The 21196-nt window shown below is 36.1% G+C and carries 22 protein-coding genes and 2 pseudogenes; 12 read left to right on the top strand and 12 right to left on the bottom strand.

What is annotated here, in order from left to right:
• Positions 1-67: 67 nt before the first annotated feature.
• The 4 genes and pseudogenes from ACYQ3P_RS00305 to ACYQ3P_RS00290 all read left to right on the top strand — a co-directional run bounded on the left by ACYQ3P_RS00305 (position 68) and on the right by ACYQ3P_RS00290 (position 1716).
• Positions 68-958, top strand: a complete 891-nt coding sequence (locus ACYQ3P_RS00305; RefSeq protein ID WP_460175971.1) for an HD-GYP domain-containing protein — start codon at positions 68-70, stop codon at positions 956-958.
• Positions 959-1146: 188 nt separating this feature from the next.
• Complete coding sequence (locus ACYQ3P_RS00300; RefSeq protein ID WP_460175970.1) at positions 1147-1299, top strand: hypothetical protein; 153 nt, start codon at positions 1147-1149, stop codon at positions 1297-1299.
• Between the two features lie 7 nt (positions 1300-1306).
• Positions 1307-1483: pseudogene (locus tag ACYQ3P_RS00295) on the top strand (IS1634 family transposase); the annotation flags it as partial.
• A gap of 98 nt (positions 1484-1581) precedes the next feature.
• Positions 1582-1716, top strand: a complete 135-nt coding sequence (locus tag ACYQ3P_RS00290; protein ID WP_460175969.1) for a hypothetical protein — start codon at positions 1582-1584, stop codon at positions 1714-1716.
• A 295-nt stretch (positions 1717-2011) separates the two neighbouring features.
• Here ACYQ3P_RS00290 and ACYQ3P_RS00285 read toward each other — a convergent pair whose 3' ends face one another.
• The 3 genes from ACYQ3P_RS00285 to ACYQ3P_RS00275 all read right to left on the bottom strand — a co-directional run bounded on the left by ACYQ3P_RS00285 (position 2012) and on the right by ACYQ3P_RS00275 (position 3767).
• Complete coding sequence (locus ACYQ3P_RS00285; protein ID WP_460175968.1) at positions 2012-2542, bottom strand: hypothetical protein; 531 nt, start codon at positions 2540-2542, stop codon at positions 2012-2014.
• 117 nt (positions 2543-2659) lie between these two features.
• A complete protein-coding gene (locus tag ACYQ3P_RS00280) occupies positions 2660-3229 on the bottom strand; it encodes a transposase (RefSeq protein ID WP_460175967.1) in 570 nt (189 codons plus the stop codon).
• Positions 3156-3767 carry an IS4 family transposase gene (locus ACYQ3P_RS00275; protein ID WP_460175966.1) on the bottom strand — a complete coding sequence of 204 codons (612 nt, stop codon included), beginning with the start codon at positions 3765-3767 and terminating at the stop codon, positions 3156-3158. The genes ACYQ3P_RS00280 and ACYQ3P_RS00275 overlap by 74 nt, the downstream gene beginning before the upstream one ends.
• A gap of 413 nt (positions 3768-4180) precedes the next feature.
• Between ACYQ3P_RS00275 and rpsB the strand changes: the two genes are divergently transcribed.
• Genes rpsB through ACYQ3P_RS00250 form a run of 5 tightly spaced genes read left to right on the top strand, consistent with a single transcriptional unit; the run spans position 4181 to position 7241 of the window.
• Positions 4181-4966 (top strand): 30S ribosomal protein S2, encoded by a 786-nt coding sequence (rpsB, locus tag ACYQ3P_RS00270; protein ID WP_460175965.1) that lies wholly within the window; start codon positions 4181-4183, stop codon positions 4964-4966.
• A gap of 12 nt (positions 4967-4978) precedes the next feature.
• Positions 4979-5572, top strand: a complete 594-nt coding sequence (tsf, locus tag ACYQ3P_RS00265; RefSeq protein ID WP_460175964.1) for a translation elongation factor Ts — start codon at positions 4979-4981, stop codon at positions 5570-5572.
• Positions 5565-6317, top strand: coding sequence for a UMP kinase (gene pyrH / locus ACYQ3P_RS00260; protein WP_460175963.1), 753 nt, complete (start codon positions 5565-5567; stop codon positions 6315-6317). Before tsf ends, pyrH begins: the two co-directional genes overlap by 8 nt.
• Before the next feature lie 7 nt (positions 6318-6324).
• Positions 6325-6846: a ribosome recycling factor gene (frr, locus tag ACYQ3P_RS00255; protein ID WP_460178021.1), complete on the top strand. Its 522-nt coding sequence runs from the start codon at positions 6325-6327 to the stop codon at positions 6844-6846.
• Between the two features lie 5 nt (positions 6847-6851).
• Positions 6852-7241 carry a TraR/DksA family transcriptional regulator gene (locus ACYQ3P_RS00250; protein WP_460175962.1) on the top strand — a complete coding sequence of 130 codons (390 nt, stop codon included), beginning with the start codon at positions 6852-6854 and terminating at the stop codon, positions 7239-7241.
• Here ACYQ3P_RS00250 and truA read toward each other — a convergent pair.
• From truA to ACYQ3P_RS00225, 5 genes are all read right to left on the bottom strand, one after another.
• Complete coding sequence (truA, locus tag ACYQ3P_RS00245) at positions 7238-8002, bottom strand: tRNA pseudouridine(38-40) synthase TruA (protein WP_460175961.1); 765 nt, start codon at positions 8000-8002, stop codon at positions 7238-7240. The two genes, ACYQ3P_RS00250 and truA, sit on opposite strands and share 4 nt — an antisense overlap.
• Before the next feature lie 40 nt (positions 8003-8042).
• Positions 8043-9647: a (Fe-S)-binding protein gene (locus ACYQ3P_RS00240; protein ID WP_460175960.1), complete on the bottom strand. Its 1605-nt coding sequence runs from the start codon at positions 9645-9647 to the stop codon at positions 8043-8045.
• Between the two features lie 10 nt (positions 9648-9657).
• Positions 9658-10536, bottom strand: coding sequence for a respiratory nitrate reductase subunit gamma (locus ACYQ3P_RS00235; RefSeq protein ID WP_460175959.1), 879 nt, complete (start codon positions 10534-10536; stop codon positions 9658-9660).
• A 565-nt stretch (positions 10537-11101) separates the two neighbouring features.
• Positions 11102-11272: a hypothetical protein gene (locus ACYQ3P_RS00230; protein ID WP_460175958.1), complete on the bottom strand. Its 171-nt coding sequence runs from the start codon at positions 11270-11272 to the stop codon at positions 11102-11104.
• A gap of 13 nt (positions 11273-11285) precedes the next feature.
• A complete protein-coding gene (locus tag ACYQ3P_RS00225) occupies positions 11286-13028 on the bottom strand; it encodes a putative sulfate exporter family transporter (protein WP_460175957.1) in 1743 nt (580 codons plus the stop codon).
• A gap of 659 nt (positions 13029-13687) precedes the next feature.
• Between ACYQ3P_RS00225 and ACYQ3P_RS00220 the strand changes: the two genes are divergently transcribed.
• Positions 13688-14767: an IS4 family transposase gene (locus ACYQ3P_RS00220; RefSeq protein WP_460175956.1), complete on the top strand. Its 1080-nt coding sequence runs from the start codon at positions 13688-13690 to the stop codon at positions 14765-14767.
• A 34-nt stretch (positions 14768-14801) separates the two neighbouring features.
• Here the strand turns inward: ACYQ3P_RS00220 and ACYQ3P_RS00215 are convergent, their stop codons facing one another.
• Entirely contained in the window at positions 14802-15545 is a 744-nt protein-coding gene (locus ACYQ3P_RS00215; protein ID WP_460175955.1) for an IS1634 family transposase, read from the bottom strand.
• Between the two features lie 192 nt (positions 15546-15737).
• On the opposite strand from ACYQ3P_RS00215, the pseudogene ACYQ3P_RS00210 reads away from it, so the two are divergent.
• Positions 15738-16719 (top strand): annotated as a pseudogene (locus ACYQ3P_RS00210) (IS256 family transposase); the annotation flags it as partial.
• Between the two features lie 40 nt (positions 16720-16759).
• Here ACYQ3P_RS00210 and ACYQ3P_RS00205 read toward each other — a convergent pair.
• Together ACYQ3P_RS00205 and ACYQ3P_RS00200 are read right to left on the bottom strand one after the other, a co-directional pair.
• Positions 16760-17905, bottom strand: coding sequence for an IS1634 family transposase (locus ACYQ3P_RS00205; RefSeq protein WP_460175954.1), 1146 nt, complete (start codon positions 17903-17905; stop codon positions 16760-16762).
• 148 nt (positions 17906-18053) lie between these two features.
• A complete protein-coding gene (locus ACYQ3P_RS00200) occupies positions 18054-19211 on the bottom strand; it encodes an IS1380 family transposase (RefSeq protein WP_460175953.1) in 1158 nt (385 codons plus the stop codon).
• A 140-nt stretch (positions 19212-19351) separates the two neighbouring features.
• Between ACYQ3P_RS00200 and ACYQ3P_RS00195 the strand changes: the two genes are divergently transcribed.
• A complete protein-coding gene (locus ACYQ3P_RS00195) occupies positions 19352-20029 on the top strand; it encodes an ATP-binding protein (protein WP_460175952.1) in 678 nt (225 codons plus the stop codon).
• A gap of 17 nt (positions 20030-20046) precedes the next feature.
• On the opposite strand, the gene ACYQ3P_RS00190 is transcribed toward ACYQ3P_RS00195, so the two are convergent.
• Positions 20047-21195, bottom strand: a complete 1149-nt coding sequence (locus ACYQ3P_RS00190; RefSeq protein ID WP_460175951.1) for an MFS transporter — start codon at positions 21193-21195, stop codon at positions 20047-20049.
• Position 21196 lies beyond the last annotated feature (1 nt).

Genomic DNA, 21196 nt, shown 5'->3' with positions numbered 1-21196 from the left:
CTAATAAAATTTTCTAATTGATAGACAAAAATTATTTAATGAGTTAAAATTATAAAGAGGGGCAGAAATGACATCTACCAAAAATCTTACGATTAATTGGGATATTGACAACAAGAAACTTATTCCCATAAGGAATATCAACTATCCGAGATTGGAAATCAGCTTTGAAAGGGATTTTGCCTATCCCGATGTTTGGGTTTATGAAAGCGAGGAGTATAATTTTGAGGTTCTTAATAAGATTAACAAGAGGGTAAATTACTTTGTTATTTTTTTTGCAAGGAGATTTTTCAATATTCAAGAATTTTCAGACCTTGCTATAAAATTAGCTGGACAGAGCATCCTTCTTTTTAATCAGTATGATGATGTTTTTTACTTTTTGAGAAAAATGGTTATCCTTAAAGAATCCGCAGGATTAGTTACAGCCTCAAAAGCTCTAATTGAAGATGCGGGTACAGAAAATGAGAAACTCATTATTACCTCACATTCACAAAATGTCTCTGAAATGGCATACAGAATTGCCACGATGATGGATGAAAAAGACGAAAACATAAAACTTGCAGGCTTCCTTCATGATATTGGCAAGATTTGTATTCCTGCAAGCATTCTCTTTTCAAATAAAACATTTGATGATCAGCGAGTAAAAATTTTTCAACTTCATGTTCTATGGGGTGAAATTTTATGCGAGAAACTTTCTCAAGGCACCAATGAGAGTATATTATTTGAATCAATAGGTTTTCATCATGAGAGATTAAATGGACAGGGCTATTTAAGAGGAATTAAAAAGAATATACCCCAAATTGCTAAAATCATTGCAGTAAGTGATGTTTATACTGCATTGACTACTGACAGACCCTATAGGCTTCATTTTGACAAAGATGTTGCAATTACATATATTTCTTCAAAGGCAGGAGAATTATTTGACCCTGAAGTCGTAGAGGCTTTTAAAAAGATTGTATAAATAATTTTTGCCTAATTGTGCTCTCCTCAAGACTTTATCAGTTGAAGCTCAAAAAAATCGGTTTTTAATCTCATAAACCATTGAAAATATTATATCTCATTTTGTATTTCCATTTTTTGTTGTATAACTTTTTTAGTTTTATGTTATTCATATATTGACTTTTTCTGTTTATAGAGTGTAATTGAATTATGTTTCTAAAAGTTATAAAATCATCGCAAGGTATTCCCTATTTCTATGTGGTAGAGGGATATAGAGATGATTATGGGAAGGTAAAGCATAAGTATCTTTTCAGTCTTAGCAAGTTAGAGGCAAAAGATATATTACCTCAAAGGATCAAATAAATTGCAATTGGATATACACAGAATCAAGGAAGATGAAAGATTTGATGGGTACTATGCGATAAAGAGCTCTGAAAAGTGCTTGACTGCTGAGCAAGTGCTTGAGGCATATTATAATCTGTGGAAGATAGAGGACAGTTTCAGAGTAATGAAAAGCACACTTGAAGTAAGAATAGTTTTTCACTGGCTTTTTTACTTATGAGGACACTGTAGCAGTTACTTAAGGGAAGTGGAAAAGACAACATAGAAGCTGACAGAATCAGGGATAAATTGAGGGATATGGTAGTGACAGATGTCAAAATAGCGGAAAGAGATTACTATATAAGGCATAAACTCAGTGAATTACAGAAACTTATTATGAGGAAACTCAAAGCAAAAATTCCAGAGAATCTTACCGCAATAGAAGGCTTTTCCATATAAATATTTCCGTTAAATTCTCTTCACAGAAAAGTTGTTATTCAAAAAAGAGGATTTTAAAAATAAGAATGTTTATTTTTAAATGAGTTAAAAAATTAGGTGATAAAATCGGGGGGTTAATCTTTATGAAAACTTGTACTGATAATCCTATTACTCAAAAATTACGGAGATACGGTTTAACCCAAAAATAGCTCTGTAAAGGTCAAAAAATAGCAAATCATTTTTTCTTAGCTCCCAAAAATAGAGATAGAAATCCAATAATTGGTATAACCATTTGAAAATTAAGTATTTTTTGCTGTCATTGCGAGCATCCGAAGGATGCGAAGCAATCTCTTTGAAGGGGAAAAGGCAAGATTGCTTCCTCCTCGCTTCGCTCGGAGTCGCAATGACGAGTAGAGAGAGACTGCTTCGCCCCAGATTGCCACGCTATCGCTCGCAACAGGGGAGCTCGCAGTGACGAGTGTCTATCGCTATTTTTGGGTAGCTCCACTTGATTGATTTTACCCATAAAAATTTTGTTAGACTTAGCAGATTTAGCAATTTTCAATATTTGCTCAAAGTCTAAATCTTTTGAGAAATTCTCAATCTTCTGTGCATCAATCACTTCAACTGATTTTGATTTTATTAGGGCTGAGACAAACAAATCTGTAATTTCCTTTGCAGTGTCATTAGGAACTCTTGAAATACCGACTTCAAATGGAATAACAAAGATACGAGGTTTTTCATAGGCATGGAGATTTGCAGTAAAAATAAAAAACAGAAATATAAAAATTGTTATCCGTTGCATTTTTAACCTCAAATTTAATTTTGGGCTAATATTTTTTATCATTGCTGTCCAAAATAATCTAAACTCATAAAAAACATCCGCATAAAATAAGACTTTTGGACAAGAAAATTTGCTTTTTCAAAATCAGGTTACCCCCCTTTCTTTTTATTTGCTGTCCAATTAAACAAGTCTAAATTTTAACTGTTCTATTTGAGGCTCAATTTGCGGTGTCTCTGTCGGTTTATTTATCCATTCCCATAAATTCCTATATGTAAATAGGTTTAGTCTCAACAATGCAACCAGATTACTTAATGACCATCCAAATGTTGATAACTCCTTCAGATACTTCAGTATCAGTATCGCTATTAATGCCGTCCATATCTGTATCTTAAGTGCATTCGCTGATGTCCCTACAAAGGTTTTTACTCTTAGATTTTGTTTCAATGTCTTAAAAAATCTGCCCTGCCATCTGTCTTTGTATATCTCTGATATGGTCGTTGCACCAAAGTTCAGTTGGTTCGTGAGTAGCACAACTGTATCTTTTGTTTCCTTATCCATGACCTCTATCCTCCGTAGCTCATATGGACAGTCTTGCTCTGCATAAAAACCCTTAAGCTTGATTATCTCGTCCCGAATTATGTTTCTGTTCTTTGGCACTGGTAGGCTCTTTATCACTTTATAAGAGGCGTTGTCCTTTAACCTTGTTACAAAATATACCCCCCTCCTCTGTCCATCTACCAAATAAAGCATAGTCAACACACCCTCTGTCTATTACTACTATGTCACCAGAACAAAATTGAAGTCTCCTTAATATGTTTACTTCGTGCACTTTACCTTCTGTTATATGCGCATATTCAGGTAAATATCCTGAGTGGTCAAGTAGTAAATGCAACTTTACCGCACCTTTAGTCTTTCTGAATTTTGCCCAGTCAAATACTGTTGCACACAACTCTATTACAGATGCATCAAAGCTCATTAGCTTGTTCTTAAATCTGAATTTCCTCTTGCCAGTAAATTTAGACTGACATCTCTGAAGAAGCATATAAAATACTGCTTGAAAGAGTTCCCACGGTCTGTGTTCATTTGCATAGGCAAGGGTAGAGCTCTTTGGAGCTTCTTTTATACCAAGATGCCTTAACTTGCCAACGCAACTGGCAAGTCCATTACATATCTCTCTTAGAGAATGCGCCTGCCCAAGTTGACAAAATAACATAGCTACAAATTGCCCCCAACTCGTAAACCCTTTTGCTCTACGCTCAGCTTCTGTCTGCTTTGACTGACTTCTCAAATTCTAATCTTGGAAAAAGGGATAGAATTTGACTGAAAATACTGCTATACTTATTCATATACACCTCCGATCTGGGTCTTTAATTTTTAAGCTAAATGTTTATCTATTTTACCCAGATCGGAGCTTTTTAAAAAATTTATTTTGGACAAGAGTGTTAACAGTTACATTTTTAACCTCAAATTCAATTTCAGGCTTATGTTTTTTATCTAATTTAAACCATTTTTCTAACACTGTTCAAGAAATTTGATATTTTTGTTGAAATAATGTTGAAACAAATTGGTGAAATATGATAAATTTTAAACTTAATGCAGGAGGTCTTTGACCTCCTAAAACACACGCCCATAAATTTCTCCGATGGTGCCTAAAAGGTTAAGGAGAAAGGGCGGAGGAAATAACCATTTAGGGAGGAAAATATGTCAGTTATCACAATGAAAGAGCTTCTTGAAGCAGGAGCTCATTTCGGGCATCAGGTCAAACGTTGGAATCCTAAGATGAAAAAGTATATCTTCGCAGAGCGTAACGGGATTCACATCATTGACCTTCAAAAAACAGTAAAGGCAGTTGAGGAAGCCTATGAATTTCTTAAAGACATTGCCTCACGGGGCGAAGGAATTCTCTTTGTAGGAACTAAAAAGCAGGCACAAGAAGCAATAGCAGAGGAGGCAAAAAGAGCAGGAGTTTTTTATATTAATCATCGCTGGCTGGGTGGAATGTTGACAAATTTCTCTACAGTTAGAAAAAGCGTAGAAAAGTGGCAGAGAATTGAACAGATGAAAGAGGATGGAAGTATATATTATCACACTAAGAAAGAAATTACTAAGCTTGAGAAAGAAAGACAGAGACTTGAAGCTAATCTTGCTGGCATAAAAGATATGATGGAACTTCCAAATGCAATATACATGGTTGATATAAAAAAGGAGAAAATAGCTGTTGCAGAGGCAAATAAACTTGGTATTCCTATTGTGGCTATTGTAGATACTAACTGTGACCCTGATGTTGTTGATTATGTAATTCCCGGAAATGACGATGCAATAAGAGCTATAAAGCTCATAACATCAAAAATGGCAGATGCGGTTATAGAAGGGCGAGAGTTGTTTATCAAAAAATTAGAAGAGGAAGCTGAAAAATCAGCAATTAAAGAAAAAATACTCCAAGAAGAGGAGTATCAAAAATCATCTGAAGATTACATAGAACAGTAAAGGAGGAGAAAAATGGCAATAACTGCTCAAATGGTTAAGGAACTTAGAGAAAAAACAGGGGCTGGCATGATGGAATGCAAAAAAGCCCTTGAATCATCTGGTGGAGATTTTAATAAAGCAATAGAGTATTTAAGGCAGAAAGGGCTTGCAACAGCCCAGAAAAAGGCTGGAAGAACAGCTTCAGAGGGAATAATCGCTTCTTATATTCATATGGATAAAATCGGAGTTATGATTGAGCTTAATTGCGAAACAGACTTTGTTGCAAGAAATGAGGAGTTCCGTCAGCTTGCAAAGGATATAGCAATGCATATCGCAGCTGCAAATCCCCAATATGTAAGCAGAGATGATGTTCCTCAGGATGTGATTGAAAAGGAGAAAGAAATATACAAAGCCCAAATAACTGGAAATAAACCTCCACAGGTTGTTGAGAAAATTATTGAAGGAAAACTGGAAAAATTCTTTGAAGAGATGTGTCTTCTTGAACAACCTTTTATTAGGGAGACTGAAAGAAAAATAAAGGATTTGATAACTGAGAAAATCGCAAAATTTGGTGAAAACATTGTGTTGAAAAGATTTGTGCGTTTTCAGGTAGGACAGAGTGAATAAACTTTTTTACAAAAGAGTTCTTTTGAAGCTCAGTGGCGAAGCCCTGATGGGACAGAAGGGCTATGGTATTGATCCCAACACTGTTAATTACATGGCACAGGAGATTAAGAAGGCATATGATTTAGGCGTAGAAATTGCAATTGTGATTGGTGGTGGGAATATTTTCAGAGGTATTGAGGCAGCGGAGCAAGGCATAGAAAGGGCAACAGCCGATTATATGGGTATGCTTGCGACAGTAATGAATGCGTTAGCTTTGCAGAATGCCCTTGAAAAGATAGGAATGAATACAAGAGTTCAGTCAGCCATTGAGATGAGAGAACTTGCAGAGCCTTATATAAGAAGAAAAGCAATAAGGCATCTTGAGAAGGGAAGAGTTGTGATTTTTGCAGCTGGCACAGGAAATCCCTATTTTACTACTGATACAGCAGCTGCTTTAAGGGCAATTGAGATAGGTGCTGATGTAATTTTGAAAGGAACAAAGGTAGATGGTATATATTCTTCAGACCCTGTTAAAGACCCTAAGGCTAAAAAATTTGAAACCCTTACTTATATGGATGTTATAAGAAACTCTTTGAAAGTAATGGACTCTACCGCGATAACTCTTTGCATGGATAATAATCTTCCTATTGTTGTGTTCAATATCCGAAATCCAGATAGTTTACAAAAAATAATTTTGGGAGAAAAAATAGGAAGTATTGTTTTAAGAGAGGTGAAAGATGATACAGGAGTTCAAGAAGAAGGCTAATGAAAAAATGAATTTGGCGTTAGAAGTGTTTAAAAAGGACCTATCCACTTTCAGAACAGGTAGAGCCTCCCTTTCAATTCTTGACAACATCAGGGTTGAATATTATGGAAACAAAGTTCCCTTAAATCAGGTTGCAACATTAGGAATTCCAGAGCCGAGGTTAATTACTATTCAGCCGTGGGAACAAAGAATGATTGGTGAAATTGAAAAAGCCATAATGAAGTCTGACCTTGGACTAACTCCTATGAACGATGGAAAAACAATTAAGCTTAATATCCCTCCGCTCACAGAAGAAACGAGAAAGCAGCTTGTAAAAGTAGTGAGAAAAAGAGCTGAAGAGGCAAGGGTTGCTGTAAGAAACATAAGGCGTGATATTATTGAGGAAATAAAGAAAGCTGAAAAAGATAAAAAGCTAAGTGAAGATGATTCCCGCAGAGCTCAGGAAGAGATACAGAAAATAACAAATTCTTTCATTGAAAAGATAGACAAGGCACTTGAGCAAAAAGAGAAAGAAATAATGGAGGTTTAAATCTAATGAAAATTGACAGTGAAAGAAAGGACAGATTAAAAAAGATGCTCAATAAAATGAAAGAGCAGATACTGCAGGAAGCAAAAGAGGAGATGAAGAAGTTCCAGAGTGCTGAGAAAAGGCAGGTTATAGAAACAGTATTGGATGATGCCGATTTAAGTGCAATAGATATCTCTGAAGATATAAGCCTTAAGCAATTAAGCACGCACAGGGATATTCTAAAAAAAATAGAAGAGGCTTTAAGAAAGCTTGATGAAGGAACTTATGGACTCTGCGAAATGTGTGGAGAGGAGATACCTGAGGAGAGACTTAAAATACTGCCATTTGCAATTTATTGCAGGGACTGTCAAGAAAAGATTGAAATAATGGAAAAATTTGAATCAGAAGAGGGTTAATAGGTAATTTTCTCAAGAAAAAGACCTTGGGGAGGAGCTGTTCTTAAAGGGTTAGGTCTCTTCCCCGTATTTATGGCTTCTTGAATATTGTCCATTGATAGTCCGCCTCTTCCAACTTCAACTAAACATCCCACAATGTTTCTTGCCATATATTTTAAAAATCCATCAGCCTCAATCCTGAATTTTAAAAAAGAACCTCTTATTTCCATGTCGAGAAAACAAAGTGACTCAACAGGTTCTACACTTAAATCATAAATGGTTCTCACTTTATCTTTTACATCAGTGCTTCCTGAAAAGGCTGTAAAATCATGACATCCAATGAATAGCCTTGCAGCATCCTGCATGGCTGAAAGGTTTAGCTTTCTTTTGTAGTGCCATACATATCTTTGAATAAAACATGAGCATTCTTCATCATTGTAAAGATAGTATATGTAAGATTTTCTTTTTGCGGAGAATCTGGGATGGAAAGTGTCATCAACCTCTTGTATGTTTATCACCCTTATATCCGATGGAAGCAGGGAATTTACAGCCTTTTTTAGAATATAAAGGGGTAACTTTAAAGCTTCTTTAAACGATGCGACTTGAGATAGAGCATGAACGCCTGCATCAGTTCTTCCTGCTCCACGAATTTTAATTTCTTTTTTAAAAATTTCACTCAAAGCCTCTTCAATCTTAGCCTGAACAGCATTGCCCTTTTTTTGTCTTTGCCATCCCAGATAATTTGTTCCATCATACTGAATTGTCATCATAATATTTGCCATAGATTAAAATTTTAACATATTTACTAAAATTTTAACATATTTACTCTGGCAACTCCTCAAGATTTAAAAATGGTGGCAATTCAGCTATAGCATTGACAATTACCTCTGCTAACCCTGAATAGTTAATTTTAAATTTATCAAACAATCCATATGTATGAATCATATCCCTTAACGTTCCCTTACAATTAGAACAAGTAGCAACTACAAGTTTTGGAGTGTCTTTTTCCAAAACATCATTGAAAGTTTCAAGAATCTGCTTTGTTTTCATTCTTAGAGAAACTTTGTTTCTCCAAATTGGAAAATTAAGAGAACGAATTATTGCAAACCCGCTTCCTCCACCACAACAATAATTATAAGAACGATTTGGAGTCATTTCTCTGAATGTCCCAGGTGTTAAAGCTTTTAAAATTTGTCTTTGGGGATTAACAATACCCATGAGTCTAACAATATTACATGAATCATGCATTGTAATTGGGAAGTTGTTTCTATTTGGGTCAAATTTAATCTTTCCACTTTTGACTATTTCCCACATCAGAGGCAAACAAGACTCTCTTTGTATATTCCACAAAGGTGAGCTTGCAGGAAGTATCCTGTCAAAAATAACTGTATAAACTTTATGAGAGTGTCCACACTCACCAATTACAAGTTTTTTTACTCCCAAATCATGGGCAATCTGAAGATGCCTTAAACCAACTCTTGCGAGCTCTACATCATCATACCATGCACCGTAATTTACTCCATCATAACCAAGAGTTTCACTGCTTAAGGTATAATTAACTCCAGCTAAGTCAAATAGTATTGCAAAGGCTGCTATGTGGTCTGGCCATGCAAGATACTCACCACCGTTGTGAAGCAAGAGAATATCAGCTCCCTTTTTATCAACAGGAATTTTTATTTTTCTTCCTGTTTTTTCACCTATCTCTTCTTCAATGAATTTTATTATGTCCTTAAATGCATTAGGACCCATTCCAGTAGATGAACCTACTTTAAGGTGAAGTCTAGTTCCTTTCTTGTAAACCTCAACAGGAGCCATGCCAAGTTCCTGACTAAATAATTTTCTTATCTCTCTTGCTATTAAGCCATTGTCTATTCCTACTGGACAATAAAGGACGCATCTTCTACAAAGCGTGCAACGATATGCAAGCTCCAAGAGTCTCCTTATTGCTGTATATGTAGCTTCTATATCAGCACCTACAAAAGATTTCAGTAGTTTTCCGCTTGCGGTGAAATATCTTTTATATATTCTTCTTAAAATTTCAGAGCGAAAATTTGGCCTGTATATTTCCTTTTTTCCGCTTCCTACATAAACATGACAGGCTTCTGCGCAAGTATTACACTTCACGCAATACTTTAGAGAAAGAGAGAAGGGCTTTAAAAATGTCCAGTTGGATTCAGGATTTAAAAGTTTTTCTACTGCAGAGAGAAATTTTTTCACTATTTTTTCCTTTTCTTCTTCCGATGGCTCAGGAAATGGAAACCCAGAAAAACCGTCAAGGGAGAAATTATACTTTTCTTTTAACTCATTGGATAAATCTTTTAATCCGTCCTCTTCATTAATATAAGGAGATAGAGATACTAAATCCTGTAGTTTTATCTCAACTAAAGGGTCCTTTGTTTCTCGTGAAAAATCTCTTAGAGCTTTCATGGTTTCCTCCTTATTTTTCATGAAGATTTGTATTTTTTGCATTATCAAGCCATGATTGTTCTGGCAAAATATGCGGTCCTGCCCACTTTACTTTGGAATTTAGCTGCTGCATAATTTTCCTCTCTTCAGATGATGCTTTTTTCTGGTATTCATCGTTCCACAATATTTTATGAAAAGTAAAGAATTTTACAGGTCCATGAAAAAATCTTGAAAATGGGATATAAATGAGAAAAATTTCAAAGAGGACAAAATGAATTATAGTAATTATTGAAATTTCTGATAATGCAAGATTCAGATTTGCTATTCCGTTCACATAAGCAAAGTTTTCATTGACAAAATTTTCTTTAGTTGCCATTAAAAATCCTGTGCTGAAAATTGAAAGAAGGAAAAAAAGATTGAAATAATCAATTCCAGAGGTGTACAGTTTTAATTCCCTGTTTAATAGTCTTTTAAGAATAAGTCCTGTAGAGCCTATAATGCCTAAAAAGTATGCAAAATATGGCACGAAAGCAAAATTTGATAGATTAAAACTTTCAGTAAACTGAGCAATTATAATGAAGAAAATCCATAAAAACATCAACCACAATCCCCAATGAAGAGCCATTGACCAGAGCCATAAACCATAAGTATTAAACTTTTTAACTCTATGCAGGTAAAAAATTTCTTTCAATGGTTCTGTAATTTCTGCAATAGTGTTTTTTTTATGTTCCTTAGATATCCAGTCTGTTTCCTCAAGATATGAACCACCATCTTTTTTCCCGTGTGGTACAGGATAGATTTCCCAACGAACATTGAGAGGCATTTTAGAGATTTGATAGAATTTAAAAATAACTCCAGCTATCAGAATCACAGGAGAAAAAAGCGCCAATAAAATAATTAATTTTTCCATACCTGCCTCCATATGTTTTTTTTATGAATTTATAACTTAAATTAATACTAAAATAATTTTAACGAAAAAATCAATAATATATAAAAGGGTGAAAGATGCATATAGAAAGTCAATTTGACCTTTGATACGAAGTGATTGGTGGATGGTGAATTTTGGATTGTTTGTCTTTCCTATTATTGCGAATTCTTTCCTTGTAAGTGGGAAGTACTTTAGTCCCGAGGCAATCTCTTCTTTTATGAGATTGCCTCGCCTCACCTTTGGTGAGGCTCGCAATGACGGAAAAAAACAGGCGGTCAGGCTCGCAATGACACCCTCATCGTCATTGCGATAGGTCGCCACGCCTTCGGCTCTCGACAGGCTTCGCGACGAAGCAATCCCATTTTTTGATATTGCCAAGCATCACTTTCGTGAAGACCACAATGACAAAAAATAAAAGGCAAACTGATAACGAATGGATTGTAAATCAGCACTCAGGGTGTTTACAATTAAGATAAAAAGTTGCTATTTGAAGAGCAAAAGGAAAGTGTTAATAAGAGGGGGAGCGGTGTGCTCCCCCTTTTGCTTTTTATCCGTGGGATGCAGGGAAGAAAGTGTAGCTTACCCATACTAAGATGATGAGTAAGATTAAACCAAGAGCAACACTCCAAACAATGAGTTTCTTTTCAATAGGAAGCAGGGGTTCATATTCTGCTTCCATTTTTTGAAGCTCTTCTACAAGTTTTGGTTCTTCTGCCATAGTTTACCTCCTTTTATCCTGTTATTATCGGAGGTTTAACTCCGTGGAAGAATATGTAAGAAATTATCAAACCAATCCAGAGTATGAATCCGAATAGACATATCAGATAAACAACAGCAAGTCTTCCGATTCCCTCTTCCCAAAGTTTTCTGAAGTCAGACATTACTCCTATGGTAAAGAATGTTATTAAGAAGAAAAGCACTCTTAGAGCATTTGTTCCTGCTGTCGCAACTTTTGTATCGTTTGTCACTTTCTTTGAATCTTTAATGCTTGCTTCAAGTTCTTTGATTTTGGCTTTCTTTTCATCAATCTGAGCGGTTAATTGAGCTTGCTGTGCAGGTTCAGTGACTGTTGCAAGTTGTTTTTCAACGGATGTAATCTCTTTCTTAATTTTGTCTATCTGAGTTTCTACGGGCTTAACTTTAGGAGCATGTGGTGCTGAAATAAGAAGAATTACGATAAATGTTACTGCATAAGCCATGACAAATTTTGGAAATCTTCTCCAAATTTCTTTTGCAGATACCTTCTCTCCGGGTTTGCACTCAATCTTTGCACACCAGATGTAGGCAAGGATGAATGCCCAAATGCTGATGAATATATCAATAAACAGCTTTGTTGTTGATGCTGCCATCAACATCCATCCGGGCTCATATTTTATTCCTGCAGCTGTTTCAGCCTTAGCTCTTATTAATGCATCAACAACTGCACCAGATGCGAATGCTGCTCCATCTGTTTTAACTGCAAGTCCCATCCATGCACCTGCAACCATTGGCTCTTTCCATAAGAATGCCTGTGCGAAGAATGGAAGAATTATAAGCTCAACAACTGCGAATATAACAACAAGTGAGCTGACCATAATAGGAACAACCGGTCTTGCTTTTATTGCTCCACCTGTTGCAATTGCTGCTGAGACACCGCATATTGAAATTCCTGATGCAAGTGGGGCAGCCCATTCCTTGCTGAATTTAAACCACTTCCTTGCTATGAAGTAAACAAGTGCCCAGTAAATAAGATATGCTTCAATAATTGCACAAAGTCCTCTGAAGAGAACTGCTGAAGCCAATCCAAATGCTTCAGCAGATTTCAGTCCGAGTAAAGCACCCATGAGTCCGATTGCTGTTTTAATGTAAAACTCTGGCTTAAGGGCTTCACCAATGAATTTTGCAAAGGGTCTAAAGAAGTTACCAATGATAAGTCCGAGTAAGAGAGCAAAGATAAAACCACCCTCTCCTGTAAGTTTCAGAGACCAAGGAACTCCTGCCTTTTTTGCATCTGTAGCAGCAAAATAGGCATAATGACCAATGAACCAGCAGAGGTAGCTCAGCCAGAATATAAAGAAAAATCCTATGTTAAACTTCACTATATTCGCTCGCATCAAAGCCGCACCGATTGAGAATATAACTGCCATAAATATGTAGGTAAGCACTAAAGAGGCAAAACCTGAAAGACCTTTTTTCTCATAAATATCCCCAACTTTGTAGGCAGTTGGATCTTTAACTGTTACAGTCTCCTCTTTTCCATCTGCTTTTTTAATTGTGATTTTGTTGCCATCAATTTTTACAATCTCACCCTTAACACTTTGATATACCTTTCCTGTTGGAGCCATTGCTTTACTTGAATCTGTCCATTCTTTAGTGCTTACAACCCAGCCAAGAGGGTCCATGCCAGCATAGGATAGGAGAGAAATCAAAAAGATAACAATAGCAAGCCAAAACGCCAGCCAATCCTCACTTACACCCTTCTTTTTTTCCTCCATACTTCAACCTCCTTTCTTAAGATTGAATTAAGATAAAAATTCAAAAGAATCAGATATGATTTCTTCTCACCTCCTTTTTTAGGATTATTAGCTGAAAAGTCAATTTGTTATATAGCAAAAAATATACCATGATAGAAAATCAAAAAAATCAAGATTTTTATAAATTAATTTGTTACCAAAGGGTAACATTGCTGATTTTGATGTTACTAAAAGGTAACATGCAAGATTAATTTGAATTAAAGAAAAAAGGCATTTCAATGACAATTTTATCTTTCATAGTAAGCCTCACCGTTCAATTTTTTTCGTCATTGCTAACCTGTCAGGCAAGCGTGGTAATCTCTCTTTATGTAAGGAAAAAACAAGATTGCTTTATGCTCTGCGTATCCTCGAAATGACGGAAAAAAGGGGTATTGCGAGGCGTCCGTCAGAATGATTAATCTCAGGGAGTACCTTGTCTTCTTGGTGGAGTCTGTTGTGAAACGAAGATTTTTCAATTATCCACAAGCACTCTTGTCCAAAATAAATTTTTTAAAAAGCTCCGATCTGGGTAAAATAGATAAACATTTAGCTTAAAAATTAAAGACCCAGATCGGAGGTGTATATGAATAAGTATAGCAGTATTTTCAGTCAAATTCTATCCCTTTTTCCAAGATTAGAATTTGAGAAGTCAGTCAAAGCAGACAGAAGCTGAGCGTAGAGCAAAAGGGTTTACGAGTTGGGGGCAATTTGTAGCTATGTTATTTTGTCAACTTGGGCAGGCGCATTCTCTAAGAGAGATATGTAATGGACTTGCCAGTTGCGTTGGCAAGTTAAGGCATCTTGGTATAAAAGAAGCTCCAAAGAGCTCTACCCTTGCCTATGCAAATGAACACAGACCGTGGGAACTTTTTCAAGCAGTATTTTATATGCTTCTTCAGAGATGTCAGTCTAAATTTACTGGCAAGAGGAAATTCAGATTTAAGAACAAGCTAATGAGCTTTGATGCATCTGTAATAGAGTTGTGTGCAACAGTATTTGACTGGGCAAAATTCAGAAAGACTAAAGGTGCGGTAAAGTTGCATTTACTACTTGACCACTCAGGATATTTATCTGAATATGCGCATATAACAGAAGGTAAAGTGCACGAAGTAAACATATTAAGGAGACTTCAATTTTGTTCTGGTGCCATAGTAGTAATAGACAGAGGGTGTGTTGACTATGCTTTATTTGGTAGATGGACAGAGGAGGGGGTATATTTTGTAACAAGGTTAAAGGACAACGCCTCTTATAAAGTGATAAAGAGCCTACCAGTGCCAAAGAACAGAAACATAATTCGGGACGAGATAATCAAGCTTAAGGGTTTTTATGCAGAGCAAGACTGTCCATATGAGCTACGGAGGATAGAGGTCATGGATAAGGAAACAAAAGATACAGTTGTGCTACTCACGAACCAACTGAACTTTGGTGCAACGACCATATCAGAGATATACAAAGACAGATGGCAGGGCAGATTTTTTAAGACATTGAAACAAAATCTAAGAGTAAAAACCTTTGTAGGGACATCAGCGAATGCACTTAAGATACAGATATGGACGGCATTAATAGCGATACTGATACTGAAGTATCTGAAGGAGTTATCAACATTTGGATGGTCATTAAGTAATCTAGTTGCATTGTTGAGACTAAACCTATTTACATATAGGAATTTATGGGAATGGATAAATAAACCGACAGAGACACCCCACTTCATCAACTTTTGAATAAAAAAATTTTAAAATCAATGAGTTATAATTTTTAGATTAGCCTACAAAATTCTCTCGCACTTTCGTAAGTTCTGAAAATCTTATCCCCTACTCCCAATATTCTAAGTATCTTTTTATGTTCCTCCTTAGCTTTGCTCATAATCCTTATTTTCTCCCCCTCTATCTCAAAACCTCCTATCCCTATCTCATAAAATTTGTCCAAACACTTCTTCAGACTGTTTTCTTTGCTCTCCCTTAACCATCCTTTCTCCTTCAACTCATCCATTAGCCTGTTTAACACTGTCTGGGCTACCACACATAAAAATATATGCGTCCTTACTCTCCTGTCTTTATAATGATATATCGGTCTTATCTCTACAAAATCCTTTAACTGCTTGAATGCATCCTCCACTGTCTGTAATTCCTTATACTGCCTCTCTATTTCTTCATCTTCTTCCTTCATTAATGTCGTCTGCAAAATATACTTCCCACACATATCATATGCCTTCTTTATAGCTTCTTGCTTTGCTATTATCTGAAATCTGCCTTCTTTGTATCTGAAATCATAATAATTCTCAGCTCCACTTTTTGTCAGTTTCCTCTGCGCCCTCCTCAGTATTTTCTCCCTGTCTCTTAGCTTTCCTCTTTCTACCATCTGCCTTACTTTTTCCAATGCCTCCCTGCCCCTTTTAAGTATACTTTCCAATGTCTCCCTGTCATGGCTTTCTCTGTATTCAGACCCACATAGTACATATCTGCTCTTTACCCCTTCCTCTTCACTTATATAGATGGTCACTGGCAACTCCTTCTGAGGAGGTTATAATAAAATTGTGTCTATTGTGCAGATATTTTTTGGATTAGAGGAAAATGGGAACTAAAAAGAATAATAGCACAAAAAAAAACAATTTATGGAATAACCTTAAAAAAGAAGGAATGGGAAGTGATAAGGCAGTTTGGGCTTGAAAATTTTATTAAAGAAATTGCAGAGATGCCACCTCAGGAAAGCATTAAAGTTTTAGCTGAGATGCTTTTTAATTTATTGATGAAGAAAGAAAGAGATTTTTTTGTAGAGGCAGACTCTGACAACAAATCAAATGGGTTTTATCAAAGACAGCTCGGATGTATGTTTGGAAATTTAAATTTGTCAGTGCCAAGAGACAGACAGGGAAGATTTCGCTCCGCAGTGCTACCACCTCATTGGAAAAGATTTGACAAAGATTTTGAGGATTTCATCCTAAATCTGATTCTGCAGAGTTACTCTCCATCAAAAATCAAAAGTCTTCCAGAAAAGCATGAATCTTCCATATTCTCCTGAGCAAATAGAGGAGTTAAAAGAGGAGTTATACAGTAAAGCAAAAGAATTAGTAAGCCGAGAACTGCCTTCTGATTGTTTTGCCCTATTTTGTGATGCATATCATACAGAGATGAAGGATGAAAGCAGAAGAATTCGTAAAGCAGTCATCTATACGGTTTTAGGGATAGATATGCAGATGAAGAAAGATTTGTATGGGTATTATGTTTTTATTGGCTCAGAAAACAAAGGAGATTGGCTCAAGATATTTAACAATCTGATTAGCAGGGGATTGAGGAGAGTAATGATAATTGTCTCTGATGATTTTCCAGGGCTTAGTGAGGCTGTAAAGACCTTATTTCCTCAAACTGACCATCAACTTTGCCTTGTTCATATGCAAAGAAATATTTACAAAAATATGTCAAAGGCTGATGCAAGGCAGTTTAGTGAAGAGATTAACAGAATAAAACACATAGGCGATTATGAGGATACTGTCAGGGAATTTGAAGATGTGCTAAAGAGATTTGAAAAGAAATATCCTGCCTATATAAAGATGCTAAATAGCAAGAAGGAGAATTATTTTTGTTACAAGAAATATCCAGAAGAGATAAGAAAGCACATATATACAACGAATGCGGTAGAGAATATAAATAGCAGGCTGGAAGTCTTAAGGGTAAACTCTGGAGGGTATTTTCAATCTGAGAAAACTGCATCAGTGGCTATATATGTGATAGTAGATAAAATAAGAAAAGGCAGATGGAGCAAACCGATGGCTGTATCTCGTGGGGTATTGTATGAACTTCAACAAATGTTTCAGATGAGATTTGCGCATGAGACACAAAATTCTTGACAACTGTCTTAAGTATACTTTCCAATGTCTCCCTGTCATGGCTTTCTCTGTATTCAGACCCACATAGTACATATCTGCTCTTTACCCCTTCCTCTTCACTTATATAGATGGTCACTGGCAACTCCTTCTGAAATATATCTAACTGTATACCCTTCTGCACTACCATTTTCTTTGCTTCCCTAAATCTCATCGCTAATATGTAGTTTATCCCCTCTCTCTCAAGATACTCTATATTCTGTAATGTCACCATCCCCCTGTCTCCTATAAATACTGCCTCCTTGATGTCGTATCTCTTCTTTAACTGACTTATTAGTCCCTTTACTGTCTCCTTATCTGATATGTTGCCTTCTATAACATCAAAATGCACTGGAAATTTATTCTCGTTCAAACATAAACACAACAATACTTGCTTTTTATCAGGCTTCCCATCCCTTGAGTATCCATATCTTGCAAGCCCCAGAGGTCCTTGACCCTCAAAGTATACTGAGGTAATATCATAAAGCAACAACTTTGTCCCTTGTGCTCCCGTCTTATAAAAATCATCTAACACATTATCCATCTTCTCATACAACTTGTCCATTGCCCTGTATATCTCATTTACATGCATATCCTCTTCCCTTAAATCAAACAGTTCCATAAAACCACTTCTTCGTATCCATCCCACTGATGCATACTTACTCCTTGGCTCTATTATCCTGTTAAGCACTACTGCCAAAAGCAAATCTCTTACCTTCTTTGGAAAATGCCTTAACCATCCCAGAAATCCTATCTTCATCATAAATCCTAACAGTAACAGTATATGCCCTACTGAAGTTGCATCCTCAAAAAACTTGTCTTTGTCTACTACAACATTTTTCTCAGGTGACTTAAGCAGTTGCCTTATTTTGGAAATAAGAGGCTCACCTAAGTGAGTGATATTGGCAATTTTTTCATGCCTAACCTTTTTAGTTTTTTTGTCTCTGTAAGCTTTAGATATTTCGTAGGTTTTGTATTTTTTACCTTTTTTGTTGACCAAGATTCTTTTACGAACATAGTTACCTCCTTTTTTATATTAGTATACAAAAATTAGACAAAAAAGTCAATATTTAAGGGAATAAATAGGCAAAAATAATAAAATTAAGTTAGACTACAAAATTGAATGAAAAAAGATATAACTTATTGAATTATAAAGCTTTTGATATTTTTAAAGGCTGAAAATTGATGAAGTTGGGAATAAGCTCCCTCTTCAAAACAAAAACATTATATGCAAGCACTCCAAGACAAAACCACATCGCATTTCCCCCAAATTCTCCGCTGGGTAAACTCTCCATCCCTATCCCGTTCTTTAATTCCTTAATAATATTCTCCATCTGCCCCCGCTTGTTATACTCCCATACAACTTCTTCTGCTGAACTTTCTCTGTCAGTTGCTATCACATGGTAACAATAAGGCTCGCTATCAAATAAATCTATCTGCTCTTTCTTCCACCTCTGCACAACCAGCCTGAATGCCTCTGTGCCCTTCATAACATGCACTGTCTCCCCTATCTGCCTGTTTGTAAGTATCCCTTCCTCTGTCCTCAATTCTCTCCAATGCTTTATTCTCTTTATAGCATCCATCACTGCCCCTGTCTTATCTGCTACTATACTGAATGTTGTGCCTTTGCTTCTGAGAAAATTTATTACTTCTGCTGTGTAAAACTCACTGTCAAGACAGGCATGCTTTATCCTTTTTCCTTCAGGCAACAGTTCATATGCATGTGAAAGTGCTTGAAGTGGAACTCCCGCTACATTCCCATGCCTAAACTCATGATAAACGATAATGGGCAACTCCTTAAATGCGGTAACTATAGGTTTGTACCCCTTCACCCCTTTATAGGTCATCTTTGCATCATACTTTTCAGTCTCTATTATTGTAGGGGCTGACCAAAGAGTATATTCTTTCGCTTCATGTATTTGCAATGCTTTCCTGTTTGCTTCATCTATAACTGTTTTCAATTTAACTATGCCTTCGCCATTGCCACTTCTTCTTATCCAGTCACCTACTGCAGAGCTTGATGGGACTTTTCCCATGCCAGTGCTCTCCCTTAAAGCTTTATCTTCAGCAATTTCTCTTAAATCATCTATGTGTCTTCCTCCTGCAAGTAACATAAGAACGATGGGATGAATATATTGCCAAGCATCATATCCTCTGTTTGAACCCGGAGATGGCATTATCCTCTGAATAAGCTTTTTAACTCCAAAAGCCAACATGAATTCTGTAAAAAGAGTAGCTCCTGCATGGGGAGTTAACTTTTCATCTGTTCTTTTAAACTTGAAATTAAGCAGAGTTTGTTTTATCATATCTTAAGCTCCTTGTGTATAATAGTTCACCCAATGGGTGATTTTGTTGTTTCCATATAAACTATTATACACAAAGGAGCCTCTCTATTTTAGTAGATTTCTATTTCTATTTTAGGGTGTATCGTGAAAGTTGGCGACCTGTGGCAAAACTTTTTAGCACAGAGCGAGTAAATTGTATAAAAATTAATGAATTAATTTCACAAGCCTTATTGTCTAATGAAGATAATAAACCAATTGTTATTATTGATTTGTCAAGAGAACAAATACCAGATTTGTATTGGAACGAAAATATTGAGGCAGCTATTATTTATAAACTTTTACAAAATATTATTCATTTAGGAAGTAAGGCTTACATTGAAAATAAAAATCTTAATACTCTTGTAGTTTTTGATGAAGCCCATAGATTTGCTTCAAAACATAAATATGAAGAAAGTGAATATAAAGAACAACTTCGTCAAACTTTGATAGATGCAGTAAGAACAACTCGTAAATATGGATTAGGATGGTTATTCATAAGTCAAACTCTTTCAAGTCTTCATAAAGACATAGTACATATGATGAGAGTTTACTTTTTTGGCTTTGGACTTGCACTTGGAGATGAGCTGTGGGCTTTACGAGAGATTGCGGGTGGTGATGAAAGTTCAATTAGGCTGTATCAATCTTTTCGTGATCCTCATTCTGCATTAGATTATTCAAATAGAGAATACTCTTTTATGAGTGTTGGACCTGTTTCTCCTTTGTCCTTTTCTGGAAGTCCTTTGTTTTTTACAGCTTTCAACAGTCCAGAAGATTTTATAAAAGTTAACAAGCTTTTATAGACATTTTAATGAAAAAATCACTTCATCAAAAATTTAACTTTCACCAACAAAGGAACTGCGGAAAGCTGAAGGATTACAGAGATAATTATAAGTGTTGGGATAGAGAAGTCATAGAGAAGTCCTAAAAGTGCACTTCCTAAGAACCAGAAGACTCCATATCCTGTGTTGAATATGCCGTAGCCAGTTCCTCTTTTTTCTTTAGGAACGAGCATTGCCACAGCTGCTCTCATTATTGACTCCTGAGCTCCCATTCCTATTCCCCAAAGAATCATTCCAAATAGGCTTAAGTAAAATCCTCCGAGAAAAACCAAAGGAGCAAAAAATGAAGAAAGCATTACAGAGATGGCGAGCACGCTTAATCCCTTTTTATCAAAAAGTTTACCAAAAACAAGGGCAGAGAGTGCATCCACTCCCATTGCTATTGCATAAAATACTGGAATCCATTCTTCAGAAACTGTGGCTACTTTTTTGAAGTGATATGCAATAAGAGGAAAGTCTGCATATCCTGCACCATTTAGTGCAACCGCAGCTAAATAAATCCAGTAAACTTTGCTTAATCCCTTTGTCTCAAGCTGTGGAACTTTTATTTCAAGGTCTCTTGGTGATGGATAAAGCAATCTTGCTGTAAATAAAACTGTCATTGCAAGGATAGCAGGAATTAATAAAACTCCAAAGGCTGTTTTATAACTTCCATTAAAGTAAAATACTGCTGCCACAATCATTGGACCAAGCATCGCACCAATCTGATCCATTGCTTCATGAAGTCCAAAGCCCCATCCCCTTCCAATTTCTACTGTTGCATGGGATAGCATCGCATCTCTTGCAGGAGTTCTCAAAGCTTTTCCAGCTCTTTCTACTATTATCAACAAAACAGCCAATTGCCAATGTCCAACAAGTGCAAGGGCAGGCACAGCAAAGAGATTTATGAAATATCCAACTATGGTTATAGTCCAGTATTTTCCAGTTTTGTCTGCAATGTATCCTGAGACAAGTCTGAGTCCGTAGCCAATGAGTTCTCCAAATCCAGCAACAAAACCAACAACTGCACCAGAGGCACCTAAAAATGCAAGAAAAGGTCCAGTAATGCTTCTTGCACCTTCATATGTCATGTCAGAAAATAGACTAACAATACCAAGAAGAATGATAAATAATGTTGATTTTTTCATT

The sequence above is a fragment of the Thermodesulfovibrio hydrogeniphilus genome, from assembly GCF_054657355.1.
The sequence above is the reverse complement of the archived record's forward strand: the minus strand, read 5'-3'. Positions and strand labels throughout refer to the sequence as shown.